Consider the following 18,544-nt stretch of genomic DNA (forward strand, 5'->3'; position numbering starts at 1 on the left):
GCTTCCGCTTCCACGAACGCCTCACCGCCGTGTCTGATTGCTCTCACTATGGCCGCGAGCTGCCAGGATGCTGAAAGAACTCGTCAGAACTTTGTGAGAACTGCTCAGAAGTTTCCGGGAATTGCGCGAATCGTCCCCACTCGGGCGTCCCCGCCGAAGACCGGAGCGGATGCGAGAGCCGCCAATTCCTCGGTCCACTCGGTGTTCATTCGCTTGAGCAGAGCTGCCGCCAATGGCAGGAGCGCCCGCTCGTGGCCGTCGTCGATCTTGAGGGCGAAAGCGGAACCGTCGGGAAGCGCTCCGGCGTAGATGCCGTCGTATCCGGTCTTGGAGAACAGACCCGGCACGGCGGACATCAGGCGCTGATCGTTGCGGCCCGTGCCCGAGACGAGGAAGGGGTTTTCGCGGACCGCGTCGGCCACAGCCCGTTCAGGGGAGTCCGGCTCAGCCGAGGGCAGGCGTCCGAATGCCCGAGCCAGGTTCGTGAGCGAAAGCGGGACGATCGGGAGACCACAACCGTCGATGCCGAGTTCCTGCTCTTCCTCGCCGCTGAGATCGAAGATCGTCTCCTGGATCGCGAGTTGGAGGGGATGGGTCGGCTCCATGTACGTCTCGAGCGGCCAGTCGTTCACGACGCACGTCGCGAGCATCGCGGAGTGCTTGCCCGAGCAGGTCATGTAGATCGGACTGGGAAGTTCGCCCGCTGCGATCAGTTCGGCTCGGGCCAGCTCGTTGCCCGGCAGATCGGAGGGGCACTGCAACTGGTCGACACCGAGTTGGTAGCGAGCGAGAAGCGCGGCGACCAATTCGATGTGATCGGCCTCGCCCGCATGTGAGGACGACGCGACGGCCAACTCTTCCGGACTGGTGGGTGCAAAGCCGTTACGAAGCGCAGCGACGGCTTGCAGCGGCTTGTTCGCCGAGCGCGGGTAGATGGGTGTGTGAATTTCCCCGAGTCCGACAACGACCTCGCCGTCGGCGCCCAGAATGACGGCCGATCCGCGATGCACGCATTCGCGGAATCCGGAGCGGACCACTTCCACCAATTCGATACTCACGAGTGCACCTGCGCTTCTGCTTGTTCGATGAACCTCTGGACGCGCGCGGCGACGTTCGGTGCAAGATCGGTGTGTTCTGCGAGGAGCCGTCGGAGTCTCTCGGGGTCGGTTCCGGCAAAGACTTCTCGAACAGTCACGCCGTGATCCGGTACGTGGACTCGGGTGACCGAGTCGCCCGCGGCGATCGTGCCGGTCCGGTTGACGCGAAGGTAGGCGCCGACGTCGGTCCGCTCGGTGAATCTTTTGACCCAGCCCTTTTCCGCGGCCCAGATGCCGAAGGTGCCGCACGGGACGCGGGGAGCGGTTACCTCGAGTTCGAGAACGTCCGACGCCTCGGCTCCGGTGATGTGCCAACGCTCGCCGATCACGGCGTCCGTGACGAGCATTCCGCTGATGTGGAGGTTCTCGCCGAACCACCCCGGGGCGAGCGGTCGGCCCAACTCGTCCGACCATCGCTGCGCTTCGTCGCGCTGATACGCGTAGACAGCTTGGAAGGCGCCGCCGTGGAATTCGGTGTCGCAGACGTAGTCGCCACCCAGGCCGAGTCGGCCGACCGCTACGCGGCCGTCGACGGGACGCTTGTCGATCGCGGTCCGGGGGACTCGCCTGACGCCACTGTCACGTTCGGTGTGGACGACGCAGACCGCGTCGACCATGCCCGTCACTTTCCGCGCAATCGGTTGACAGCCTCACGTCCGGCCTGGGGTGCGTCGTCCGCGACGATCGAATCCGGATCGATGGACGCAGCGCTGGGGCCGGCCATCAGTTCGGTGTCGACCGGAATGTTGCGCTTGATCAGAGCGAGCGCGATCGGGCCGAGTTCGTGATGATTGACGACGGTCCCGACACGTCCGACTGCCCGTCCGCCCGCCGTGATCGGATCACCCGGTTCCGGGACCGCTTCGGCGCTGCCGTCGAGGTGCAACATGACGAGATGGCGCGGGGGCTTGCCGAGATTGTGAACCCGGGCGACGGTTTCCTGACCGCGGTAGCAGCCCTTGTCGAGGTGGACGGCGCCGTGTTCGGCCGGCCCGCCGATCCAGTGGACCTCGTGCGGGATCGTCCGCTCGTCGGTGTCCAGTCCGAGGCGAGGCCTCCTCGCTTCGACGCGGAGCGCCTCGAAGGCCCAACTTCCGGCGGGCTTGGCACCGGCATCGGTCAGCTTGGTCCACCACGCCGCCAGTTGCTCACGTGGGACGAGCAGATCGAAAGAGTCCTCGGTGGGCCACGGCATGCGGCGGACGAACCCGCCGTCGGCCAGCGCGAGAGCGTCGTAGGCATCGGCTGGTGTCTGCACGCCGATCGCGGAGAGGACAGCCGGGGATTCGGGACCGACCAGGCTCAGGACCGCGAGTTCGTTGCCGTCCCGAGGCTCGGCCTTGGACCAGAACACCATCTTCTTCAAGAAGGAGAGGAGGTCGGGTCCGCGGTCGGCTTCGGTGTCGATCCAGGTGACACCGGCCAGGTCCGTCTGCACGAAGTGGTGCTCGACGCGTCCGTTGACATCCAGGCTCAGGTTCTCGGCACTCTTGCCGTCGGGGAGCGCGGCGATGTGCTGGCTCGAAATCGTGTGCAGCCACGTGAGGCGTTCGTCGCCGGGAATGGCGATCACGAATCTGTGACTGCGGTCGACCACCACTGCTGCGCGCTGCGCGGTTCGCTGTTCACCGAGGGGATCGCCGTAGTGCCATGCGACACCGATGTCGGCCGAACCGTCCGGTGCGGTGACCGCGCCGGGGGAAGTCAGAAGTGGGCTGTTGGGCACAAGAGCGTTGTCGACCACAAGACCAGTCTAGGAGTGTGGGCGGGATCGCGGTTACAGGGCGGCCCCGGCGGCTTGGCGGATCGTTAGGGTTGATGGCATGCCTGATCGCGTATTGGTGACTCTCGACCATGAGGTGCTCGATGCTGACGCACCGTTTCTGCACGCCGACGACCTGGCGGTGGTGCGCGGCGACGGAGTCTTCGAGACGCTGTTGGTACGCGACGGTAGGGCGCGGGTGGTCGAGGGACATCTGAGTCGACTGGTTCTGAGCGCGCGGGCACTGGGTCTGCCCGCCCCCGTTCTCGATGACTGGCGTCTGGCGATCGAGATGGCAGCCGAGGAGTGGGGGACAGAGAAGGAAGGCGCTCTTCGTCTTGTTCTGACCCGCGGCCGTGAGAGCGGCGACAAGCCGACAGCCTTCGTGATGGTCGGTCCGGTGGCCGATCGGGTCAGACAGGTCCGCGAATCGGGGCTGTCGGTGATGACTCTCGAGCGAGGTTTCTCGGTCGATCTCTCTGCCCGGGCACCCTGGCAGCTACTGGGCGCGAAGACGTTGTCCTACGCAACCAACATGGCAGCGCTCCGATATGCGGCGAATTTGGGTGCCGACGATGTGATCTTCGTCAGTTCCGAGGGCAATGTGTTGGAGGGGCCACGCTCGACGGTGGTGATCGTTCGGGACAGGACTTTGATCACACCGCCTCCCGCACAGGGCATTTTGATGGGTACGACGCAGCGTGCTCTGTTCGACGTTGCCGGCAGTGCTCGCTTCGATTGCCGATATGAAACCCTCCGACCTGCGGATTTGATTGCGGCCGACGGAGTGTGGATGGTTTCGAGCGTCACGCTGGCCGCACGCGTGCATACACTCGACGGGCTCGCATTGCCAGAGCCGAAGGTCTCCGAGGAATTCGCGGAATTGGTTGAACGTGCAATTGATTCGGATTCAGCAGGGCGATAGGCGAATAGGAATCGCGACAGGTCTCTACTACATTTGGTAGTAGCAAAGTCCTGCGGTCCAAACCGGACAGCAGTACCGTGTCCGCAGGGGCCGAGCGACTGCCCGCGTCTCGAACCCCGAAGCCTGTCCCAGGGCCCTACTCTCGGAGTAGCCAATGGATACTTTGGACGTCTCCAGGTGGCAGTTCGGTATCACTACCGTCTACCACTTCATCCTTGTTCCGCTGACCATCGGACTTGCACCGATGATCGCGATCATGCAGACGATGTGGGTGGTCACCAAAAAGGACCACTGGTATCGGCTCACCAAGTTTTTCGGCAAGCTCTTTCTCATCAACTTCGCACTCGGTGTAGCCACCGGCATCGTGCAGGAGTTCCAGTTCGGAATGAACTGGAGCGAGTACTCGCGATTCGTCGGCGACGTCTTCGGAGCTCCACTCGCGTTGGAAGGCCTTGTCGCCTTCTTCATGGAGTCCGTCTTCATCGGACTCTGGATCTTCGGTTGGGGCAGGCTGCCCAAACTTGTACACCTGGCGTGCATTTGGCTCGTGGCGATCGGCGTCAACGCGTCGGCGTTCTTCATCATCGCGGCCAACTCGTTCATGCAGCATCCGGTCGGCGCGACGTACAACCCTGAAACGGGTCGTGCCGAACTCACCAGCATCTGGGAGTTGTTGACCAACAACACCGCTCTTGCTGCCTTCCCGCACGCGGTTGCCGGCGCCTTCCTGACGGCGGCGACGTTTGTTGCCGGCATCAGTGGTTGGTGGATGGTGCGGAACATGCGCCGCGCCAAGCAGGCTGAGGCCGCCGAAGCCGAGCGTCTCGAAACCGACGCACGAACGATGTACCGCCCGGCAACACGATTCGCCTTGCTCGTCATGATCGTGGCCGGAATCGGCATCATCTACACCGGTGACGTTCAAGGCAAGCTCATGTTCCAGCAGCAACCCATGAAGATGGCGTCGGCAGAGTCGCTGTGCGACACCGAGATGGATCCGGATTTCTCGATTCTCACCATCGGTACACACAACAACTGTGACAGCGTGACGCACGTTCTGAAGGTGCCGTTCGTTCTACCGTGGTTGGCCGAGGGCAAGTTCACCGGCGTCGAACTGCAAGGCGTGAACCAACTGCAGGAGCAGGCGGAGCAGGACTTCGGACCGGGCAACTACCGACCGAATCTCTTTGTCACGTACTGGTCTTTCCGCGCCATGATCGGTCTCGCCGCCGGTTCGGCAGCACTGGCTCTCGCGGGACTGTGGGTCACACGTAAGGGGCGGGTCCCGGACCAGAAGTGGTTCGGAATCCTCAGTCTCGTCGCGATTCCCACTCCGTTCATGGCGAACAGCGCGGGCTGGATCTTCACTGAGATGGGCCGTCAGCCGTGGGTGGTGCATCCCAATCCGACCGGCGTCGACATGATCAGACTGACTGTCGACCAAGGTGTTTCGGACCATGCGTCGGCTACCGTCTGGGCTTCGCTGATCACCTTCACCCTCCTTTACGGAGCGCTGGGTGTTGTCTGGTTCAAGCTGATCGTGCGGTACGCGAAGGAAGGTCCGTTGGAGCACGACATGCATCCGCCGGGCGATACGGATCATGACGAGCCGGAAGATCCGGACAAGCCCAAACAACTGTCGTTCGCGTACTAGGAGGCGATCATGGGACTTCAAGAAGTATGGTTCGTGCTCGTCGCAGTACTGTTCATCGGTTACTTCGTCCTCGAAGGATTCGACTTCGGTGTCGGAATGCTCATGCCGATCGTCGGCAGAGGCAGTGACCTCCCGGCCGATACGCGTCGACGGGTGGCGCTCAACACGATCGGCCCGGTGTGGGACGGCAACGAGGTGTGGCTGATCACCGCCGGTGGCGCGATGTTCGCGGCATTCCCGGAGTGGTACGCGACCTTGTTCTCCGGGTTCTATCTGCCGCTGCTGATCATCCTGGTGGCCTTGATCGTTCGAATCTGTGCCATCGAATGGCGAAGCAAGATCGACGACGACAAATGGCGTCAGCGCTGCGACTGGGGCATCATCTTCGGCTCCTGGGTCCCGGCAGTTCTCTGGGGCGTGGCTTTCGCGAACATCGTTCGGGGCGTGGCGATCAACGCGGACAAGCAGGTCGAGTCGGGATTCTTCGATCTGCTCAATCCGTACGCACTGCTCGGCGGTCTGACCACCGCACTGGTGTTCGCTCTCCACGGCGCTGTGTTCCTGGCGCTCAAGAGTGCAGACGAGGTTCGTGAAGACGCAGTGAAAATTGCTGCACGACTCGCAATTCCGGCTATTCCTGTCGCCGGCGGATTCGTCCTGTGGACGCAGCTCGCCTACGGCAAGGGATGGACGTGGATTCTGGTAGCCGTCGCTGCTGCTGCACTGATCGGCGTCGTCTTCCTGACGCGGGCCGAGCGCGAAGGCTGGGCCTTCGTTCTCACCTGTGTGGCCGTCATCGCCACCGTCGTGCTGCTGTTCGCCTCGCTGTTCCCGAACGTCATGCCGTCGACGCTCGATCCGGCGTACAGCCTGACCATCGAGAACGCGTCGTCGAGTCCGTACACGCTCAAGGTGATGACGTGGGCCGCGGCATTCATGACGCCGGTGGTGATCATCTACCAGGGTTGGACGTACTGGGTGTTCCGACAGCGCATCTCCTCCAAGCAGATTCCGGCGTCGATCGGTCTGCGATTCAAGGAGAAGACGTGGTAATGGCAAACCCGCAATCACAAAAGATTCGAAACACGAAAGAACTGACGGTCGAATTCACGTGACTATCGAAGTAGGCGACGCTCCCACCACTCGGGAGCGTCGCCGGGGGCCGATCGACCCGCGGCTGTGGCGACATTCCGCTTCTGCGCGCGGCTATCTGATCCTGACGGTCGCTCTGTCGATGGTGAACGTCGTGATGGTCATCGTCGCGGCGCTCATGATCGGCCGAGTCCTGGCCGGAGTGATCACCACTCGAACTGTGGATGTTTCTTCGTGGACAACCGAATTGGTTGTTCTGGCCGCAGCTGTGACGGTCAGGGTTCTGGGGACCTGGTTGCAGACCAGGTATGCGCACCGGGCGTCGACTCGCGTCGTTGCCGAGATCAAGAACGGCGTGCTGACGTCGGCGACGGCGATGAGTCCGCGCGATCTGGATCCTCGGCGTGACGAGATCGCGACCGTGGTCACCCGCGGTGTCGATGGCCTCGGTCCGTACCTGACGGGATACCTTCCGGCTCTGGTCCTGTCGGTGACACTGACGCCTATCACCCTGATAGTCATTGCGGTGCAGGACATGACGTCTGCGGTCATCATTTTCGTGACGCTGCCGCTGATCCCGATCTTCATGATTCTGATCGGCTTGCTGACGAAGGGTAAGTCGGAGAAGACGTTGGCAGCGATGACCACGCTGTCTTCGCAACTGCTCGATCTACTTGCCGGACTGCCGACGCTGCGAGCGCTCGGTCGTCAGCAAGGCCCTGCCGAGCGTGTCCGTGAACTCGGTGACGCCCATCGACGGACGACCATGTCTGCTCTGCGCGTAGCGTTCCTGTCCTCGATGGTGCTTGAACTGCTCGCAACACTCTGCGTCGCATTGGTGGCCGTGAGCATCGGCTTGCGACTCGTGTACGGGGACATGTCACTCGAGCCGGGGATAGTCGCGTTGATCCTCGCACCCGAGGTGTATCTGCCACTTCGGATGGTGGGAACCCAGTTCCACGCCGCCGAGGACGGAATGGCAGCAGCCGACAAGGCATTCGAGGTGATCGAGGCGGATTCTGCGGCACCGGAGGGTGGTAGCACGACGGTGGTCGCTTGCGGCGCCGACATCGTCTTCGACGGACTCGGCGTGACCTCTCGTGGGGGAGTCGCACCGTCTCAACTTTCCGCCGTGGCGTTGCCAGGGGCGATCACCGTGCTCACCGGTCCCAACGGCTGCGGCAAGTCGACGGCAGTGCACGCGCTACTCGGGCTGATCGAACCGAGCAGTGGCCGCGTGACGGTCGCCGGCGTCGATGTCCGAGACCTGGACGAGCACGCGTGGTGGAGTCAGTTGGCATGGCTTCCCCAGCATCCGGTCCTGCTACCCGGCACCGTTCGTGAAAATCTCGATCTCACCGGGGTCGTCGATGCGCAAGCATTGGCTCGCGCCGCTGCTGCGACGGGATTCGACGCGGTATTGGCCGAGCTGCCTGCGGGTGTCGAGACCGTTATCGGCGTCGGCGGCACAGGTTTGTCGCTGGGGCAGCGACAACGACTGGCGCTGACACGCGTGCTCGCCTCCGACCGCGCAGTTCTTGTCCTGGACGAACCCACCGCTCACCTCGACTCCGATTCGGAAGGGACAGTGTTGGCTTCTCTGAGAGCACGGGCGGAGCGCGGCGACACAGTCGTCGTGATCGGCCACCGTCCGAGTGTGCTCGCCGCAGCTGACCGGATCGTCGAGGTGCGCGCTCATGAGAAGTGACGCTCACGATCCGCTTCTGCGTGCTCTTCGGCTACTGGAACTTCGACCACGACGCGTACTGACGGCGGTGGCCGCCGGTGTGGCAACACTCGGTAGCGCACTCGCCTTGGCCGCGCTGTCCGCATGGTTGATCACGCGCGCGTGGGAGATGCCTCCCGTTCTCGATCTCAGCGTCGCCGTGGTTGCCGTACGCGCATTGGGAATCTCACGTGGTGTCTTCCGCTATCTCGAGCGATTGACGACGCACGACGTCGCATTGCGCGGCACCACCGCAGCGCGGTCGAGGATCTACCAGCAGTTGGCAGCGGGAGATCCCGCGGCCGCCGCCGGACTACGACGCGGTGACCTGCTCTCCCGTACGGGCTCCGACGTGGACGCGCTGGGCGACGTCGTCGTCAAAGCGCTGATCCCGATAGCTGTTTCGGTTGTCCTTGCCTTCGCCGCGGTGGGAATCCTGTTGTTCATCTCGGTTCCGGCCGCACTCATTCTGGCTGTTGCGCTGGCCGTGTCCGGGATTGCGGCGCCCTGGCTGTCGGCGCGAGCTGCTCGACTTGCGGAGGCCGACAGTTCAGCTGCCGCAGCGCGATTCAGTGCGTCAGCGGTGACCGCGCTCGACCATTCCGCTGAGCTTCGAGTATCAGGTCGCTTGGATCAGGCGGTGAGCGAGGCTGTGTCCGCCGAGAACGAGGTGGTCGATGCAACCGATCGCGCGGCGGTACCGAGTGCCTTTGGCGCCGCTGCGACGCCCCTGGCAATCGGCGTGAGCGTCCTCGGTGCCCTGCTGATCGGAATTACGCTGTACGGAACCACCGACATGTCACCGATGTCCATGGGAATCCTTGTACTGCTTCCGCTGTCGGCTTTCGAGGGAACCGCGATACTGCCCAGCGCGGCAGTGGCGTTGACCAAGGCGCGGCTGGCGTCGGCTCGCATCATGGCGGTACTCGATCGAGCCGACGCGGAACACGTCGAAGGAAATCGTGCGTGGCCGGAGAACGGGATTCTCAGCGTGCATGCATTGCAGGCGGGTTGGCCCGGGGGAAAAGTGACCGAACCGCTCTCCGTGGATCTTCCTCGCGGTGCCCGCGTTGCCGTCGTCGGGGAGAGTGGATCCGGAAAGACCACCGCGCTGATGACGACGGCGGGGTTGCTGCCGCCCGTCGCGGGAACAGTTCGCGTTGGCGCAGTGGATATTTCGGATATCGATCCGGCCGAACTGCGCAGGCACGTCGGGTACTTCGCCGAAGACGCACACCTCTTCGAGACGTCGGTACTCGAGAACCTGCGCGTTGCGCGGGGTGACCTCACAGCCGAGGACGCGGAGAAGGCACTTGCCGCAGTTGGTCTCGGCGACTGGCTGTCGGAACTGCCGGAAGGGCTCGATACCTACCTGGTCGGCGGTATGCGAGCAGTTTCGGGCGGTGAGCGTCGTCGGTTGCTGTTGGCACGCGCGATCGTCTCGCCTGCGGAGGTGCTGCTGCTCGACGAGCCGACCGAGCACATGGACGCGGAGGCGGGTGCTCAGTTGCTCCGCGAGTTGCTCGGTCGCGACGCAACGCTGGTCGATTCTTCGCGAACCGTTGTTGTCGTCACCCACCAACTTCCGGACGGCACAGCAGCTGACCAGGTGATATGCGTCGGAAAAGTTTCTGTGGAAAATACGTTGCCGTCGTCGTGAAGTGGGCGTACTTTCTCCTTTACACAAGGAAGGAGGTGGTCTGAAATTGAAGTACAGACGGACGCGTGAGGTGGCTGCCAGCTAGCCGCAATCGCTGATGGAATTCACTTACCGCGTGAGCGGCCGGCGAATCCCAGGCAGCCACCCGACCCCCGAGCCCCCGATCAGTCCGACCGGGATCCGCGCGAAAGCGTGGGTGTGGCTCGGGGGTCGCTTCGTGCCGTGCGCCTTTATTAACCCCCGGCGGTTAATAAAGGCGCACAGCGTGGACAAGGATTAGGCCCCCACCATCCACTGCGCTCGAGGATCGCTCTGACCTCGGCTGCAGTCCGGCACGAGGCCCCCTCCACCTCCTCCCAACCGAAGACCAGTGTGGCGTTGCCTGACAGTTCGGATGCGTTACCTCGCCGCCGATCCCGCAGTGCAGTCGCCCGAGAAGAGTGGAAGGCAAATCCGTCGAGTCGAACGATCAGTGCGACACCGCAATTGCGGTAGTCGACGTCCTCGTAGAGAGTTCTCCCGTCGACGAGGACCGGCGATTGCCGTCGCGCTTCCGGTAAACCGTGTGCGCGCTCGACTTCGATTGCGTAGCGATGTTCGAGTACCGACTGGACGCCGCGATCCAAGAGGTCCAACGTCGAGGACAGCGCTTTGACATATCGCCTCGGCCGGCGGCATTCCATTCGGGTGCGTAGTTCCATCCGGGACACCTTGCACGCCGTGGCCGATCGGACCAGAGAACGAGCGGCGTCGCGAGCCGACGGCTCTGCAACCGCCAGGTCAATTGCGGTGTCGGCCAGCGAAGTACGAGCAGGCTGAGTGGCAACGCCGATGTGGGCCTGAGCGCGTGAACGATGAACGATCACTCCGGGATGGGCAGTGGACCACCCCAACGGAACGGGGCGCGCCGGGGAGCGTTCGGGTCTGACCGTCGGACTCTGACAGCGTGAGGATCTGCCGTATCGGACAGTGATGTGGACCGGCAGTTCGGACTCGATGTGCGTGAGCCCCCACTCTTCAGCTGCAGTCCGGTGACTCAGGTAGGTCTCTCCGCCGCCGAAGAGAAGGGCGGCCTCGAGAATCATTGCTCGGTTGAGTGGGCCGTTGGTGCTGGATTGAACGCCGTGGAGGACGGAAGTCCATTGACCCGATTCGACCAGATGTTGGATGCGCCGTGGTGAATAGCCGAAAGGGCGCAGCTGTTTATTGGTCGCGAGCCCGTGCTGGAAGTCGAAGAGTCTTCGGAGATCAGGATCGATGTAGTCGCAGTTCATGCGAATACCGTGAGATCGCGGTCCGACAGGAATCGGTCGAAACTGCCGCTCCAGAGCCCGCCTGTGGAATTTGTCGGTGCCTGTGGATGGATCTGCTGTGCGCCTTTATTAACCGCCGGGGGTTAATAAAGGCGCACAGCAGAACTAGCCGATGTAGCGGGTCAGCCGCGCCGAGAGGCGCGGTTCCAGGCCACCGTCAGACATGATCCGCTCTTCGACGTACGCGAGGTCGCCGCCTTCGACGATGCCGTAGAGGCGCTTCGCGCCGCCGTACAGTGCACCGGACTGGCTGCGGATCACCACGTCGGTGGCAAGTTCCCACGACGCCTGGGTGAGCGCACGGCCGTAGTACATTTCGACGACGCCGGAGCTGTGGCTGAGCAGGAGTTCGACGACTTCCTGGTTGACGCTGCCGGGGATGCCGTCGCCGCCCATGCGCCAGTACCCGCTCTCACGCAGATCAGGGCTCACGTACTTGCCGTCGGCGTCGAGACGCCAAGATCTGGACTCCCAATTGAGGTAGGGGCCGCCGTCGTGAGAGATGACGATCTGCTGACCGAAGGCGTAGTCGCCGGTCTCGTCGTGCCCTTCGCCTTCGCCGCGCCAGACGCCGACGAGGGGGAGCAGTGCGAGGAGTTCGGGATTGATGTCCGGGCCGAGGCGCAGGTTTGCGGTGTCCTCGGGCAACGGAAGGTCCGGCAGGGTCGGAATGTTGAGCGACGCCGTCGACTTGGAGCGCTCGACGGCGATGGCGACAGCTTCGTCCCCGCTGCCGCGCCTTACGGCACCTGCAGCGGCGGAATCGTCAGCGGTCGCGTCGGACCCTGAATCCGGAGCCTGACTCACGACTCGTCGGTGACCAAGCGGTACACGACGTACACGGAGAACCAAGCGATCATGACGGATGCGAGTGCGAGGAGTACCTCGAAGAAAATGACCACGGGTACATCTTAGACCGCGGCGACCGACCGGAAAAATCGGGAGCCGGAATGCAGAAGGCCCCGCACCGAAGGGGTGCGGGGCCGCCTGGAAAAGCAGGAATTACTTGCTGACGGTCACGTCCACGTTGTGCACGCCCGAGCCCTCGGGAGCGACGGTGGATGTGCCGTTGCCCGAGCTGGACAGTGCACGCACGGTCCACTCGCCCGGAGCGGCGAAGAAGCGGAAATCGCCGGTTCCCGATGCCACGACCTCGGCCGTGAACTCTCCGGAGCCGTCGAGCAGGCGCACGAATGCGCCGCCGATGGGCTGGCCGTCAGCGGCGAGAACGCGGCCGGTGATGACCGTTTCCTTCTCGACGTCGACGCCGGCAGGCAGGGTCTGCCCCTGGGTAGGTGCTCCACACATGATCAGGCTCCCAATTCGATCGGTGCGCCGACGAGTGAGCCGTATTCGACCCAGCTGCCGTCGTAGTTCTTGACGTTGTTCTTGCCGAGGATCTCCTGCAGTACGAACCAGGTGTGGCTCGAGCGCTCGCCGATGCGGCAGTAGGCGATCGTTTCCTTGGTGTCGTCGAAGCCCTTCTCCGCGTACAGCTTGGTGAGGTCGTCGTCCGACTTGAAGGTGCCGTCCTCGTTTGCGGTGGTGCTCCACGGGATGTTGATGGCTCCGGGGACGTGGCCACGCTGCTGCGCCTGCTCCTGCGGAAGGTGGGCGGGAGCGAGGATCTTGCCGGAGAACTCGTCAGGGCTGCGAACGTCGACGAGGTTCTTGCTGCCGATGGCGTCGATGACCTCGTCGCGGAATGCGCGGATCGAGAAGTCGGGGGTCTCGGCCTTGTACTGCGTGGCTTCGCGGTTGACTGCGTCCTTGGAGAGCGGGCGTCCGTCGAGTTCCCACTTCTTGCGGCCGCCGTCGATCAGCTTGATGTCCTGGTGGCCGTACAGCTTGAAGTACCAGTACGCGTAAGCAGCGAACCAGTTGTTGTTGCCACCGTAGAGAACGACGGTGTCGTCGTTCGCAATGCCCTTGGCGGAGAGCAGGTCCGAGAACTGCTCCTGGTTCAGGAAGTCGCGTCGGACGCCGTCCTGGAGGTCCTTGCGCCAGTCGAGCTTGACTGCACCCTCGATGTGGCCGCCGTCGTATGCGCTGGTGTCCTCGTCCACCTCGACAAAAACGGTCTTGGGGGTGTTGAGGTTCTGCTCAGCCCAGTCAGCGGAGACTAGGACGTCGGAGCGAGCCATGGTGTTCCTTTCGATGTGGTCTTGCATCGGTCGATATCTAGCAGGGGTTCAGCGGGGTTGTGTGGCAAGCGTTTTCACGCGGTGGTCGCGCGGCCGGTATTTCGCAGCCTGGCGACGAGTGGGTAGATCTGGCAGCCGAGGCAGATGCCGAACGCGGCGTTGAGCAGGGCCGCGAAGAGGGCGAAGCCGGTGGCAACGGTGCCGACGATCGTCGACCCGGCCAGGAAACCGACCGTGCCTGCCAATGCGAAGACGAAGCCGACGAACTGAGCGAAGCGCAGCGGCGCCACGGGTTCGCGTTCGCTGACCGGCGAGAGTCGCGGGGCGACGAGCTTGCCGAAGATCTGGCCGTACGGGCTGCGCTTGGGGCCGAGTACCGCTCCGACTGCGAAGACGATCGCCTGCAATGCGAGAACGACGGTGGCGGCGGGCAGAGAGAAGGTCGAGAGGATGAGCGTGAGAACGAGAACGCCGGTGGTGACCCACGCGGCGAACCGAGGTCCGCGGACGTCGACTTGCTCGAGCTGGGCTGTGGTTGTGGACATCGGGAGTGCTCCTGCGCTGGATTGCATGGTGCTTGCCTGGACCGAGAAAAGGGGACGCAAAGTCCCACTCGGTGTATTGATCACGTGAGCGAAAGCTCGAAGGTCAGAGAGATCTGACGGATGTGGTGATCAGCAACAGGTACAGCAACAGCCCCCGAGGCGGCACAGGTCTACTGCGCGGCGTCGGGTGAGCATCAGCTCGTGGCGGGTTTGCACGTCGGCGAGTTTACCCCGAATTCTCGGATTTTGGCTCGTGGGGTCCGGATAGTGGTACCAGCGCAGCTTTCAGATCGGCTGCGGACGGAACTCCGGACACTCGGAACTGTTCCTCCAGGCCACCATCGAGGATGAACGTGGTGGGCAGCGACAGGACGCTCATTTCGCGTGCGAGGGCCGGTTCCTTGTCGATGTCGAGCTCGATCTCCACCGGCGGACGGGGAGCGTCCGCCATCGACACCACAACCTGGCCGACGACGCGGCGTACTGCCGCGCACGGTCCGCACCAGTCGGCGGAGAAATGCAGTACGACGGGTCCGCCGTTCGGCGAAGAGACTCCGGCAGAACTCAGCAGTTCGAGGCGACTGTCAGCGGCGCCGGCTGCGGCAGGCGTGGTGACTCGGACCTTCCCGTTGCGTGACTTGAGAAAGAGCCCGACCGCGACGACGGCGACAAGCGCGACCAGCAGAATTGTGATCCCGGTCATCGGTTCTGCAGCTCTGCGAGATCGATCGTCGTGTTTTCGGCGCTGCCTTCGATCACGATTCTTCCGCCTTCCGCGTAGACCAGGCTCGGCTGAATTCCGTAGGGGAGTGCCTGCGGATCGATCGTGTAGCTGAACAATCCGAGGACCACGGGTTCGAGTGCTGCGGGGATCGAGAAATCGGCTTTGCCCTCCGGACCGAAGTACAGGTTGCTTGCGACGATCTTGACCTGCCCACCTTCCAGAACCAGGTTGGCCTGGACGCTCACTGCAGTCTCGACCGGACCGACGGCAACCGTTCCGGTCAGCACGACGGCCCCCGCGGTGCTCGCGCCCGTTCCACCGCTGCCCCCGGTGCCATCCGACTTGTTGGCCGGCGGCGAAGATACCTGCAGGTCAGGGATGTTGAGCAGCTTTCCGAGGTCGGTGGCGTTGATTCCCATCCGGCCGTCGAGTTTGTCGACGGGGAGCTGGGTGACATTGCCGTTCACGATGTCGGAGAAGGGAACGGTGACCCCGCGCAGGTCGGCTTCGACGGTCACTTCGCCGACCACGTCGCTCTGGACGCCGGTAGCTCTGACGTAGACGTCCTTGTATTTCCCGCCGAGTGCTTGGGTGAGGAAGGGGAACCCGTTGAAGGTGACCTCCGGATCCGACTCGAGTGATGCGCCGGTTCGGAGCTCGCGGGAAACCCGGTACTCGGCGTACGCGGCAGCGCCGAAATCGGCCACCAGTCCGAGGCCGAGGAGAAAGACGATGCCGATGATCAGTTTGCGCACCGCACCATTGTGACGGACTCCGGTCGGGGTTCGATGCGACGGCCCCGGTACCAGGCACGCTAATGTAGGGACCGACCAAAAGCGTCGAACTACTCGAGCGTTGCCCTCACGGGTTGCGCGGGCTACTAGATAGGAGGCCGTGTGGAACTGCTCCTCCTCACCTCCGACCCCAACCCGGAAGCTGTACTACCGGCGTTGGCGTTGCTGGCGCACTCGGTTCGGCCTGCCCCCACAGAGGTTTCCTCGCTACTCGAGGCAAGTTCCGCGGACGTGGCATTGGTGGATGCGCGCACTGATCTAGCTGCCGCACGCGGGTTGTGTCGATTGCTCGGAAGCACAGGATCCGCAGTACCTGTGGTCGCCGTCCTCACCGAAGGCGGACTCGTTGCCGTCAACGCCGACTGGGGGTTGGACGACATCCTGCTTCCCGGTACCGGTCCGGCTGAGGTGGACGCCCGATTGCGGTTGTTGGTCGCCCGCAGCGGCGGTGTTGCCAGTCCGGAAGCGTCGGGAAAGATCACGCTGGGCGAACTGGTTATCGACGAGGGGACGTACACGGCACGACTGCGTGGACGGCCCCTTGATTTGACTTACAAGGAATTCGAGCTGCTCAAGTACCTCGCGCAGCATGCCGGTCGGGTATTCACCCGGGCACAGCTGTTGCAGGAAGTGTGGGGCTACGACTTCTTCGGCGGCACCAGGACGGTCGACGTCCACGTGCGTCGTCTGCGGGCGAAACTCGGCACCGAATACGAGTCCTTGATCGGTACAGTCCGAAATGTCGGATACAAGGCAGTGCGTCCGACCAGGGCCAAGGGCGGCGCAGCTGCTCCCGTTCAGTTCGAGGACGACGAAGACGTCGACTACGATGCGGCCGACGGATCGGTGGTCTGACGTGGGTTGGACAGATTCACTGTCGGCCGGATCCGCCGAGCAGGTTTCCGCGCTTCTCGATCGCGCGACCGAGTTCGACGGCAAGGCGCCAGTGTCGGAACAGGGGCGCCATGCCGTTGCCGGGCGCGGCGCAGCACGACACTTTCTCGAACTCGACGGCGATACGGTCGTCGGTTATGCACAGCTGCAAGCCGGTTCGGACGAGCATCCCGACATGGCCGAGTTGGTGGTCGACCCGCAGGCGCGGCGCCGTGGTATCGGAACCAGGCTTGCCGCAGCGGTATTCGACGAAGGTCGGCCGGGCACGCGAGTCTGGGCGCACGGAAACGTCGACGCCGCAGTGGAATTCGCCAAGAGCCTCGATTTGGTCAGCGTTCGTGAACTCCTCCAGCTGCGTCGACCTCTCGATACTCCGCAGCTTCCGGAAACCGTTGTGCCCGAAGGTATAACGGTGCGGACGTACCGTGGGCCCGAAGACGATTCCGAGATCCTTCGCGTCAACAACGCGGCCTTCTCCTGGCATCCCGAGCAGGGTGGCTGGACCCAGGCGGAGATCGACGAGAGAACGGCCGAAGGCTGGTTCGACCCGGCCGGTCTGTTCATGGCGTTCGCGGACACCGATCCCGATACTCTTCTCGGCTTTCACTGGACCAAGGTGCACGCACCCGAAGGTGACGATCCGGAGTTGGGGGAGGTGTACGTCGTGGGGATCGATCCCGCGGCGCAGGGACGTGGTCTCGGCCGAGTGCTGACTCTCGCAGGCATGCATTACCTGCGCGATCGCGGCCTCGGAACGGTCCTTCTGTACGTCGAAGGTGACAACACTGCCGCCCTCCACACGTACGAGCGACTCGGCTTCGATCGGTTCCACGTGGACATGGCTTACGCTCGCGCGCTCTGACGTCACAGTCGAACACGCAGAAATGTCCAGTCTGTTCATTCTCTGTTAACCATGTGTGGTCCAACCGGACACCGCGCCCGCCTACTTTTCTCTGTGGGCAGCGCCGTGTTGCCTGATGCAGATTTCAATCATTTTGCATCTCATGTCGCCGCCCGATCGTGGGCGTGGCGGTAGCGATTTCCGGAGGATCTTGGTGAATCTCAAGCGCAGTGGTGCCCTGCTCGGTGTAGTGGCCGTGGGCGCCATGACCTTGGCCGCATGTGGCAGCGACAACAACTCGTCGTCGACGGGTGTGGACGCGTCCGCATCGAACGCAACGTGCGAAGGCAAGAGCAACCTCTCTGCCGCTGGTTCCTCGGCACAGAAGAATGCCATGGACCAGTTCGTCGCCACCTACATCTCCGTGTGCCAGGAAAAGGGCAAGACCGTCAACGTCGCCTACAACCCCAGCGGTTCGGGCGACGGTCGCACGCAGTTCATCGCCGGCCAGATCGACTTCGCCGGCTCCGACTCGGCCATCAAGGACGAGCAGGCCGACAAGGCCAAGGAGCGTTGCGTCGGCGGCGAAGCCTGGAACCTTCCCCTCGTCTTCGGCCCGATCGCAGTTGCATACAACCTCGACGGCGTCGACAAGCTCGTTCTCAACGCAGAGGTTCTCGCGAAGATCTTCAACGGTGGCATCACCAAGTGGAACGATCCGGCAATCGCCGCGCTCAACTCCGGTGCTTCGCTTCCCGACGAGAAGATCACCACCGTGATCCGCTCCGATTCCTCGGGCACCACCGACAACTTCCAGAAGTACCTCGACGCGGCATCGAACGGTGCTTGGACGTCGGGCGCAGGGTCCGACTTCACCGGTGGCGTCGGTGAGGGCGCCAAGGGTTCGGCGGGCGTTGCACAGGCAGTTGCCACGGCACCGGGTTCGATCACCTACGTCGAGAAGTCGTTCGCCGATCAGAACAAGCTCTCGGTTGCAGAAATCAACACCGGCTCCGAGGCAGTCGCACTGACCAACGACTCGGCCGCAAAGTCGATCGCAGGCGCGAAGTTCAAGTCCGACGCAACCGGCGACTTGACGCTCGACCTCGCGTCGATCTTCAAGACCAACGAAGCCGGCGCATACCCGCTGGTTCTCGCCACGTACTCGATCGTCTGCTCCAAGGGCTACGACGCGGACACCACCGCAGCAGTGAAGTCGTTCCTGACGAGCGCGGCCAACGAGGGTCAGGCCAACCTGGCCGAGCAGGGTTACGTCCCGCTGCCGGCCAACGTCCAGGATCGCCTCAACGCGTCCATCACGGCAATCAGCTGACCTAGAGACTCGTGCGGACAAGCTCATGGATCTACATTCA

At 63.3% G+C, this 18,544-nt stretch carries 19 protein-coding genes; 8 read left to right on the forward strand and 11 right to left on the reverse strand.

The window, feature by feature from the left end; all coding sequences use genetic code 11:
• Window positions 1-104 precede the first annotated feature (104 nt).
• Genes AC2ETI_RS07790 through ygfZ form a run of 3 tightly spaced genes read right to left on the reverse strand, consistent with a single transcriptional unit; the run spans window position 105 to window position 2,841 of the window.
• On the reverse strand, window positions 105-1,058 hold the full coding sequence (locus AC2ETI_RS07790) for an asparaginase (protein WP_003940365.1): 954 nt from the start codon (window positions 1,056-1,058) through the stop codon (window positions 105-107).
• Entirely contained in the window at window positions 1,055-1,723 is a 669-nt protein-coding gene (locus tag AC2ETI_RS07795) for an MOSC domain-containing protein (RefSeq protein WP_019745099.1), read from the reverse strand. Before AC2ETI_RS07795 ends, AC2ETI_RS07790 begins: the two co-directional genes overlap by 4 nt.
• Window positions 1,720-2,841, reverse strand: a complete 1,122-nt coding sequence (gene ygfZ / locus AC2ETI_RS07800; protein ID WP_029256128.1) for a CAF17-like 4Fe-4S cluster assembly/insertion protein YgfZ — start codon at window positions 2,839-2,841, stop codon at window positions 1,720-1,722. The genes AC2ETI_RS07795 and ygfZ overlap by 4 nt, the downstream gene beginning before the upstream one ends.
• A 79-nt stretch (window positions 2,842-2,920) precedes the next feature.
• On the opposite strand from ygfZ, the gene AC2ETI_RS07805 reads away from it, so the two are divergent.
• The 5 genes from AC2ETI_RS07805 (at window position 2,921) to cydC (ending at window position 9,916) form a co-directional block, all read left to right on the forward strand.
• Window positions 2,921-3,784, forward strand: a complete 864-nt coding sequence (locus tag AC2ETI_RS07805; RefSeq protein WP_019745097.1) for an aminodeoxychorismate lyase — start codon at window positions 2,921-2,923, stop codon at window positions 3,782-3,784.
• A gap of 154 nt (window positions 3,785-3,938) precedes the next feature.
• The gene (locus AC2ETI_RS07810) at window positions 3,939-5,438 is read left to right on the forward strand and encodes a cytochrome ubiquinol oxidase subunit I (protein WP_020970618.1); all 1,500 of its coding nucleotides are present in this window, start codon (window positions 3,939-3,941) and stop codon (window positions 5,436-5,438) included.
• Between the two features lie 9 nt (window positions 5,439-5,447).
• On the forward strand, window positions 5,448-6,491 hold the full coding sequence (gene cydB, locus AC2ETI_RS07815; RefSeq protein WP_021332107.1) for a cytochrome d ubiquinol oxidase subunit II: 1,044 nt from the start codon (window positions 5,448-5,450) through the stop codon (window positions 6,489-6,491).
• A 58-nt stretch (window positions 6,492-6,549) separates the two neighbouring features.
• Window positions 6,550-8,238, forward strand: coding sequence for a thiol reductant ABC exporter subunit CydD (cydD, locus tag AC2ETI_RS07820; RefSeq protein ID WP_483633752.1), 1,689 nt, complete (start codon window positions 6,550-6,552; stop codon window positions 8,236-8,238).
• Window positions 8,228-9,916 carry a thiol reductant ABC exporter subunit CydC gene (cydC, locus tag AC2ETI_RS07825; protein WP_483633753.1) on the forward strand — a complete coding sequence of 563 codons (1,689 nt, stop codon included), beginning with the start codon at window positions 8,228-8,230 and terminating at the stop codon, window positions 9,914-9,916. Before cydD ends, cydC begins: the two co-directional genes overlap by 11 nt.
• Window positions 9,917-10,149: 233 nt before the next feature.
• Here the strand turns inward: cydC and AC2ETI_RS07830 are convergent, their stop codons facing one another.
• The 8 genes from AC2ETI_RS07830 to AC2ETI_RS07865 all read right to left on the reverse strand — a co-directional run bounded on the left by AC2ETI_RS07830 (window position 10,150) and on the right by AC2ETI_RS07865 (window position 15,397).
• Window positions 10,150-11,190 carry a type IV toxin-antitoxin system AbiEi family antitoxin domain-containing protein gene (locus tag AC2ETI_RS07830; RefSeq protein WP_080909533.1) on the reverse strand — a complete coding sequence of 347 codons (1,041 nt, stop codon included), beginning with the start codon at window positions 11,188-11,190 and terminating at the stop codon, window positions 10,150-10,152.
• A 144-nt stretch (window positions 11,191-11,334) separates the two neighbouring features.
• Window positions 11,335-11,940, reverse strand: coding sequence for a heme-binding beta-barrel domain-containing protein (locus AC2ETI_RS07835; protein WP_175470324.1), 606 nt, complete (start codon window positions 11,938-11,940; stop codon window positions 11,335-11,337).
• Window positions 11,941-12,231: 291 nt separating this feature from the next.
• Window positions 12,232-12,537 carry a DUF1416 domain-containing protein gene (locus tag AC2ETI_RS07840; RefSeq protein ID WP_003939797.1) on the reverse strand — a complete coding sequence of 102 codons (306 nt, stop codon included), beginning with the start codon at window positions 12,535-12,537 and terminating at the stop codon, window positions 12,232-12,234.
• A 2-nt stretch (window positions 12,538-12,539) separates the two neighbouring features.
• Window positions 12,540-13,373, reverse strand: coding sequence for a sulfurtransferase (locus tag AC2ETI_RS07845; protein ID WP_020908929.1), 834 nt, complete (start codon window positions 13,371-13,373; stop codon window positions 12,540-12,542).
• 74 nt (window positions 13,374-13,447) lie between these two features.
• Window positions 13,448-13,918 (reverse strand): DUF4395 domain-containing protein, encoded by a 471-nt coding sequence (locus AC2ETI_RS07850; protein ID WP_020970613.1) that lies wholly within the window; start codon window positions 13,916-13,918, stop codon window positions 13,448-13,450.
• 129 nt (window positions 13,919-14,047) lie between these two features.
• Entirely contained in the window at window positions 14,048-14,134 is an 87-nt protein-coding gene (locus tag AC2ETI_RS07855) for a putative leader peptide (protein WP_350318872.1), read from the reverse strand.
• Window positions 14,135-14,144: 10 nt separating this feature from the next.
• Complete coding sequence (locus AC2ETI_RS07860) at window positions 14,145-14,621, reverse strand: thioredoxin family protein (protein WP_020970612.1); 477 nt, start codon at window positions 14,619-14,621, stop codon at window positions 14,145-14,147.
• Entirely contained in the window at window positions 14,618-15,397 is a 780-nt protein-coding gene (locus AC2ETI_RS07865) for an LmeA family phospholipid-binding protein (RefSeq protein ID WP_003939847.1), read from the reverse strand. The genes AC2ETI_RS07860 and AC2ETI_RS07865 overlap by 4 nt, the downstream gene beginning before the upstream one ends.
• A 141-nt stretch (window positions 15,398-15,538) precedes the next feature.
• Here AC2ETI_RS07865 and AC2ETI_RS07870 point away from each other — a divergent pair, with 141 nt between their 5' ends.
• The 3 genes from AC2ETI_RS07870 (at window position 15,539) to pstS (ending at window position 18,504) form a co-directional block, all read left to right on the forward strand.
• The gene (locus AC2ETI_RS07870; RefSeq protein WP_003939728.1) at window positions 15,539-16,291 is read left to right on the forward strand and encodes a winged helix-turn-helix transcriptional regulator; all 753 of its coding nucleotides are present in this window, start codon (window positions 15,539-15,541) and stop codon (window positions 16,289-16,291) included.
• A 1-nt stretch (window position 16,292) separates the two neighbouring features.
• Window positions 16,293-17,192 carry a mycothiol synthase gene (gene mshD / locus AC2ETI_RS07875; RefSeq protein ID WP_483633754.1) on the forward strand — a complete coding sequence of 300 codons (900 nt, stop codon included), beginning with the start codon at window positions 16,293-16,295 and terminating at the stop codon, window positions 17,190-17,192.
• A gap of 193 nt (window positions 17,193-17,385) precedes the next feature.
• Window positions 17,386-18,504, forward strand: coding sequence for a phosphate ABC transporter substrate-binding protein PstS (gene pstS, locus AC2ETI_RS07880; RefSeq protein ID WP_019745088.1), 1,119 nt, complete (start codon window positions 17,386-17,388; stop codon window positions 18,502-18,504).
• Window positions 18,505-18,544: the final 40 nt, after the last annotated feature.

Source organism: Rhodococcus sp. MurmanLake-1 (assembly GCF_056945715.1).

Coding starts and splice junctions, on each gene's coding strand:
- AC2ETI_RS07845 (WP_020908929.1), bottom strand. CDS start 13,373: ATGGCTCGCTCCGACGTCCTAGTCTCCGCTGACTGGGCTGAGCAGAAC.
- AC2ETI_RS07850 (WP_020970613.1), bottom strand. CDS start 13,918: ATGTCCACAACCACAGCCCAGCTCGAGCAAGTCGACGTCCGCGGACCT.
- AC2ETI_RS07860 (WP_020970612.1), bottom strand. CDS start 14,621: ATGACCGGGATCACAATTCTGCTGGTCGCGCTTGTCGCCGTCGTCGCG.
- AC2ETI_RS07805 (WP_019745097.1), top strand. CDS start 2,921: ATGCCTGATCGCGTATTGGTGACTCTCGACCATGAGGTGCTCGATGCT.
- AC2ETI_RS07830 (WP_080909533.1), bottom strand. CDS start 11,190: ATGAACTGCGACTACATCGATCCTGATCTCCGAAGACTCTTCGACTTC.
- cydB (WP_021332107.1), top strand. CDS start 5,448: ATGGGACTTCAAGAAGTATGGTTCGTGCTCGTCGCAGTACTGTTCATC.
- AC2ETI_RS07810 (WP_020970618.1), top strand. CDS start 3,939: ATGGATACTTTGGACGTCTCCAGGTGGCAGTTCGGTATCACTACCGTC.
- AC2ETI_RS07840 (WP_003939797.1), bottom strand. CDS start 12,537: ATGTGTGGAGCACCTACCCAGGGGCAGACCCTGCCTGCCGGCGTCGAC.
- cydC (WP_483633753.1), top strand. CDS start 8,228: ATGAGAAGTGACGCTCACGATCCGCTTCTGCGTGCTCTTCGGCTACTG.